7 protein-coding genes are annotated in these 5,311 nt (G+C 69.9%); 3 read left to right on the top strand and 4 right to left on the bottom strand.

Annotated elements, in window-relative coordinates; translation table 11 throughout:
* Positions 1-158: 158 nt before the first annotated feature.
* Together CCN51_RS56040 and CCN51_RS32055 are read right to left on the bottom strand one after the other, a co-directional pair.
* Positions 159-296, bottom strand: a complete 138-nt coding sequence (locus CCN51_RS56040; protein ID WP_014179233.1) for a hypothetical protein — start codon at positions 294-296, stop codon at positions 159-161.
* Positions 296-550, bottom strand: coding sequence for a hypothetical protein (locus tag CCN51_RS32055; RefSeq protein WP_014179234.1), 255 nt, complete (start codon positions 548-550; stop codon positions 296-298). The genes CCN51_RS56040 and CCN51_RS32055 overlap by 1 nt, the downstream gene beginning before the upstream one ends.
* 112 nt (positions 551-662) lie before the next feature.
* Here CCN51_RS32055 and CCN51_RS32050 point away from each other — a divergent pair, with 112 nt between their 5' ends.
* Together CCN51_RS32050 and CCN51_RS32045 are read left to right on the top strand one after the other, a co-directional pair.
* Positions 663-1,496, top strand: coding sequence for a helix-turn-helix domain-containing protein (locus CCN51_RS32050; RefSeq protein ID WP_086860393.1), 834 nt, complete (start codon positions 663-665; stop codon positions 1,494-1,496).
* Positions 1,481-1,849, top strand: coding sequence for a DUF397 domain-containing protein (locus CCN51_RS32045; protein ID WP_014179236.1), 369 nt, complete (start codon positions 1,481-1,483; stop codon positions 1,847-1,849). The genes CCN51_RS32050 and CCN51_RS32045 overlap by 16 nt, the downstream gene beginning before the upstream one ends.
* Here the strand turns inward: CCN51_RS32045 and CCN51_RS32040 are convergent.
* Positions 1,846-2,895: an NAD(P)-dependent alcohol dehydrogenase gene (locus CCN51_RS32040; RefSeq protein WP_014179237.1), complete on the bottom strand. Its 1,050-nt coding sequence runs from the start codon at positions 2,893-2,895 to the stop codon at positions 1,846-1,848. The two genes, CCN51_RS32045 and CCN51_RS32040, sit on opposite strands and share 4 nt — an antisense overlap.
* 1 nt (position 2,896) lies before the next feature.
* Positions 2,897-3,820 (bottom strand): helix-turn-helix transcriptional regulator, encoded by a 924-nt coding sequence (locus CCN51_RS32035; RefSeq protein ID WP_014179238.1) that lies wholly within the window; start codon positions 3,818-3,820, stop codon positions 2,897-2,899.
* 366 nt (positions 3,821-4,186) lie between these two features.
* Between CCN51_RS32035 and CCN51_RS32030 the strand changes: the two genes are divergently transcribed.
* Positions 4,187-5,311 (top strand): DUF2510 domain-containing protein (locus tag CCN51_RS32030; protein WP_143675945.1); only part of this gene is annotated, 1,125 nt, incomplete at its 3' end.

Genomic DNA, 5,311 nt, shown 5'->3' with positions numbered 1-5,311 from the left:
CCCACGGCCCCCGCCCCTGCCAGAAAACGCGCCCGGCTGATTCCCCTGCCCCGCATGGTGTTTCCCCCTGGTGTCCGGGCCCGCTGTCTGCGACCCACCACCAGTTTCGGGAGTGGCGGCGCCTCCTGTCGTCAGCCGATGGTCTGCGCCTGATCGACTTAAGTTGTACTGCGTCGTCCGCCTCCACCCGAGGACCACTTGTTGAGCTTCCGGATGATCTCCTTCAGCTCGTCGCGCTTGGCGTTCTGGCCAAGGTTGGGGTCGGGGCTGGGGGTTTCGTTCTTCTGGTCGGGCATCAGAGTCCCCACCGTGCTCGTTCCCGGTCCCGCTGCCGCTGGTCCATGCCGGGGAAGGCGCGCTCGTTGAGCAGGCGGGTCAGCTGGGCGTTCATCAGCGACGCGTCGTCGATCGAGATGTGCGCCAGCTCGGTGGCCATGTACACCTCGCCCCGCAGCACGCGGACCCCGACGACGAACTGACCGTCGTGCAGCCGCACATCGCCGGTCAGTTTGAGAGTGCGGGGGAGTGTTTCGTATCGGTGGCCGCTCACTGCGTCTGCCTTTCCTGGGGGTGTTGCTGTCTGTGCCTCCATGCTTACGGAGCGGCGCTACAGTGGATAGACCTGCGGTTTTCGTGGTGCGAGATCGGAAACGGGGGCGACGATGCCTGCGCCGAAGGAACTTGACCCGTCTACGTCACTGGCCGCGCTGTACGGCGCGAAGCTTCGCAAGCTGCGGTTGCGTGCGGGGTGGACGCAGCGGGAGCTGGGGGAGAAGGTTCCGATCGCGCACAGCCGGATCGCGCAGTTCGAGCTGGGGAAGGAGATCCCGCCGAAGGACGTGAACGACGTGTTGGATGCGGTGCTGGGGGCGGATGGGGATCTGTGTGACCTGTGGGAGCACGTCAGGAGGACGCCCCTCGTGGACTGGGCTCGGAAGTTCGTGCAGTACGAGGCTCGGGCGAATGTGATGCGCAAGTACATGGGGCAGTATGTCCCGGGCCTGCTGCAGACCGAGGCTTACGCCCGTGAGATTGTGCACCTCGGGCACCCCTGGTGTACGGCGAGCGAGATCGAAGAGACGGTGCGGGTCCGGATTGACCGGCAGAGCCTCCTCGGCCGAGCGGGGTCACCGCTTCTGTGGGTCGTATTGGACGAGTCGGTGCTGCGGCGGCCTGTCGGGGGAGCCGAGGTTATGTGTGAGCAACTGGCGCGCTTGGCCGAGGCTTCGGAGGCTCCGAACATCGAGATCCAGGTGCTGCCGTTCGCTGCTGGTGGGCACCCCCTGGGCGGCTCACTGACCTTGCTGTCCTTCCAGAACAGGCCGGATGTGGCCTACCTGGAAGGCATCTCGGGCGAGTTGGTCGAGGACGCGACCGCTGTGGCAAGGCACGCCTATCGATACGATTTGGTACGCGCCATGGCGCTGCCCACAGCTGCGTCAACTGCCCTAATCCGACAGGCGATGGAGGACTTCAACCGATGCGAGCCGAACTGAGCACTGCTAGATGGCGCAAGTCCACCTACAGCAACGCGACGGGCGGCGAGTGCCTCGAAGTCGCCGAAGACTTTCCTGGCGCTGCTAGGTGGCGTAAGTCCACCTACAGCAACGGAGGCGGTGGTGACTGCCTCGAAGTTGCGGAGGGCTTCCGAGGTGCGGCCACGTGGCGTAAGTCCACCTACAGCAACCCCACCGGCGGCGACTGCCTAGAGGTCGCCGACAACCTCCCCGGCATCGTCCCCGTCCGTGACAGCAAGAACCCCGACGGCCCCACCCTCATATTCTCCGCAAACGCATGGTCGGTCTTCGTGGCGACCATAGCCACGAAGACCGACCAAACCACCTACTAGCCCTTCAGCGACGCGATATCGATCACGAACCGGTACCGCACATCGCTGCTCACGACCCGCTCGTAAGCCTCGTTGATCCGGTCGGCCGTGATCACCTCGATCTCCGCGCCGAACCCGTGCCTCGCGCAGAAGTCCAGCATCTCCTGCGTCTGCCGGATGCCGCCGATCTTCGAGCCCGCCATCGACTTACGGCCCATGATCAGCGAGAACTGGTTGAACGAGCTCGGGAACTCCGGGCCGCCCACGTGCACCATCGTGCCCTCCCGCTTGAGCAGCGAGAGGTACGCGTCCAGCGGGATGTTCGCCGAGACCGTGTTGATGATGAGGTCGAAGGTGCCGGCCAGCTCGGCGAAAGTCGACTCGTCGCTGGTCGCGTAGAAGCGGTCGGCGCCCAGCCGCAGCCCGTCGTCCTTCTTGCGGAGGGACTGGGAGAGGACGGTGACCTCCGCGCCCATGGCGTGGGCGATCTTGACGCCCATGTGGCCGAGGCCGCCGAGGCCGACGATGGCGACCTTCTTGCCGGGGCCGGCGTTCCAGTGGTCCAGGGGGGAGTAGAGGGTGATGCCGGCGCACAGCAGCGGGGCGGCGACGTCGAGGGAGAGGCCGTCGGGGATGCGCACGGCGTAGTTCTCGTCGACGACGATGTGGGTGCTGTAGCCGCCGTAGGTGGGGGAGCCGTCGTACGCCTTGCCGTTGTACGTCGCCACCTCGCCCTTGAGGCAGTACTGCTCGTCGCCCGCCAGGCAGTTCTCGCATTCGCGGCAGGAGTCGACGAAGCAGCCGACGCCGACCCGGTCGCCGACGGCGTACTTGGTGACGCCGGAGCCGACCTCGGTGACGATGCCCGCGATCTCATGGCCCGGGACCATCGGGAACAGGGCGCTGCCCCACTCCTCGCGGGCCTGGTGGATATCGGAGTGACAGATGCCGGCGTACGCGATCTCGATCAGGATGTCGTGTTCGCCGACCGGGCGGCGCTCGATGGTGGTGCGCTCCAGCGGGGCCTTGGGGGCAGGGGCAGCGTACGCGGTGACGCTGGTGGTCATATCAGTGATCTCCGTGAACGGGGTTTTGGGATATGGAGGAGGGAGAGGGGGAAGAGGACGAGGCACGGTCGGGGGGCGCGGTCGCGGTCCAGTTCGCGAGTAGCTGCAGCGCTGCCTCGGAGGGGGATCCGGGCTCGACCGTGTAAATGCACATCGCCTGATCGTCATCGCCGGGGAAGGTCACGTTCTCGTAGGCGAGTGTCATGTCCCCGACCACCGGGTGGTGGTAGAGCTTCACGCCGTGCGACTTCTCCCGCACGTTGTGGTCGGCCCACCACGTACGGAACTCCGGGCTCTTGATCGTCAGCTCGCCGACCAGCTCGGTGAGGCCGGGGTCGTCGGCGTAGCGGCTCGTCTGGAGTCGCAGACCGGCCACCATTTCCGACGCGTACTTGTCCCACTCGCGGTACAGCTCGCGGGCCGCCGGGTCGAGGAACATAAAGCGGGTCATGTTCCGCTCGCGGTACGGCAGCGCGTCGAAGTCGATGATCAGCGCGCGGGCCAGCCGGTTGGAGGCCAGCACATCGCCCCCGCGCCCGAGCACGAAGGCGGGCGAGACCCCCTCCAGCATCTGCAGCATGCGGTACACCCCGGGCCGCACCCGCTGGGGGCGGAGCGGCCGGCGGCGCTGGGCGCGGCGGGGCTTCGGCTTGGCCAGCTCGAAGAGGTACGCACGCTCGGTGTCGTTCAGCTGCAGGGCGCGCGCGACGGCGTCCAGCACCGCCTCCGAGACATTCAGATGGCGGCCCTGTTCCAGCCGGGTGTAGTAGTCGGTGCTGACCCCGGCCAGATGCGCCAGCTCCTCGCGGCGCAGCCCCGGCACCCGGCGGCGGCCTGGGGCAGTCATGTTCACGCCCGCGTCCTCAGGGCGCAGCCGAGCCCTGCGGGTCCGCAGGAACTCGCTGAGCTCGGTGTTGCGGTCCATGGCTTCCAGTATTCGCGGCCGGAAAGGCTCGCGGCCGTGTCAACGTAGGTCTGCTGGACCTAGGCGGGCCGGACCCAGCCGGGGGCCGGCCGGTGTACGGCGGGGGCGAGCCGGTGTAGGGGGCGGCAGCGGTCGGCCCGTACGGCGCGGGGCGTCCGCTCGTACGGTGGCGTCGCGCTCGCACGGGAGAGTGGTGCCCACCCAGGACGGGTACGGGCCTCGGGCCGGTCTGATAGACCTTGACAGCGCGCTCCGTGTTGCACTGCGGGTCTTGTACGGCAGACTGCTTGTCGCCCCCCACCGCGACGCACCGCACAGGCGCGGCGCAGCACAGCACGGCCGAGCAGATACGGGACATCGGAGATCATGAGCGCCCCTACCTCAGGATCCGCGGACGGCACCTCCTTTCCTGGCTTTTATCCGGATCCGTCCATCCCTGGCTATATCCGTTACTGGAACGGCGCCGCCTGGGTGCCCGGCACCAGTCGGCCCGCGCCGATCGACGGCGAGGCCATGCCCGCGCCGCCGCCCGGGGTGACCCATACGCAGGTCACGGCCCCGGTGCCGGACGAGACCGGGCCCATGTATCTCGACGAGGCCCCTGCCGCTGGTCCTGCTGCGGGTTCTACCGGTCCCGCCGGAGACAGCGGCGGACGGGCGCTGCCGGAGCTGCGGCCGCGCGGTGAGATGGACGTACGGAGCGGGCCGGGGCCCGAGCCGGTGCCGCCGGCCCAGGGCGCGTCCGGCGCGGCTCCGGTCGGTATGGACTGGAACGATCCGCAGCGGCTGCACGGCACCCGGCCGGAGCCCGCGTCGGCCTGGCAGGCGGATGCGGCCCGGCAGTCCGGTTTCGGCGGGGAGCAGGACCGCCGCGTCTCCTGGGGCTCGAACCCGGCGGAGCCGGGAGCGGGGGCCGGAGGCCCGGCTTCCGGTGGGCCCGTGAGGCCGGGGGTGCCGGATCCGCGCCGGGCCACCAGCGGTCCCGGTGGTCCCGGCGGGCCTGGCGGGGCTGGGGGTGCCGGCGGTTCTGGTGGCGCCGGCGGTCCCGCGGGCGCGCAGGCCCTGCCGCCCGCACGGCGCGCTCCGGAGCTGCCCCCGGCGGAGCCGGGCCCCGGCGCGGGTGCCCCTGGCGTGGGCGCGAGCGGTGATACGGACGCGCCCGGCGGCGGGCGTACGACAGGCGGGGACGGCACGATCTCCATCCGCGCGATCCGGCCCGGCCAGACCGGTTCGGGGGCGGGCGGCGGCGCGCCCACGCGGGACGACGGCACGATGACGATCCGCGCCCTCGGGCGTGGCGCGCCGAAGCAGAGCAGCGGTACGGCGGCGCCCGGGCAGCAAGGACAGCCGGGACAGCAGGGGCAGCCTGGCTGGTCCGGGCAGGCCGGTGGGCAGCCCGGCGCGGCCGTTCCCGGGCAGGGCGCGGGTGCGCTGCCCCCGCAGGGCGGCGTCGTGCTTCCGGGCCACGGCGCTCCGGCGCAGGGCCCAGTC

It is taken from the genome of Streptomyces milbemycinicus (assembly GCF_002154605.1).
In the GTDB taxonomy this organism is placed as follows: Bacteria; Actinomycetota; Actinomycetes; order Streptomycetales; family Streptomycetaceae; genus Streptomyces; species Streptomyces milbemycinicus.
This window is presented reverse-complemented; position numbering and strand designations above follow the sequence as displayed.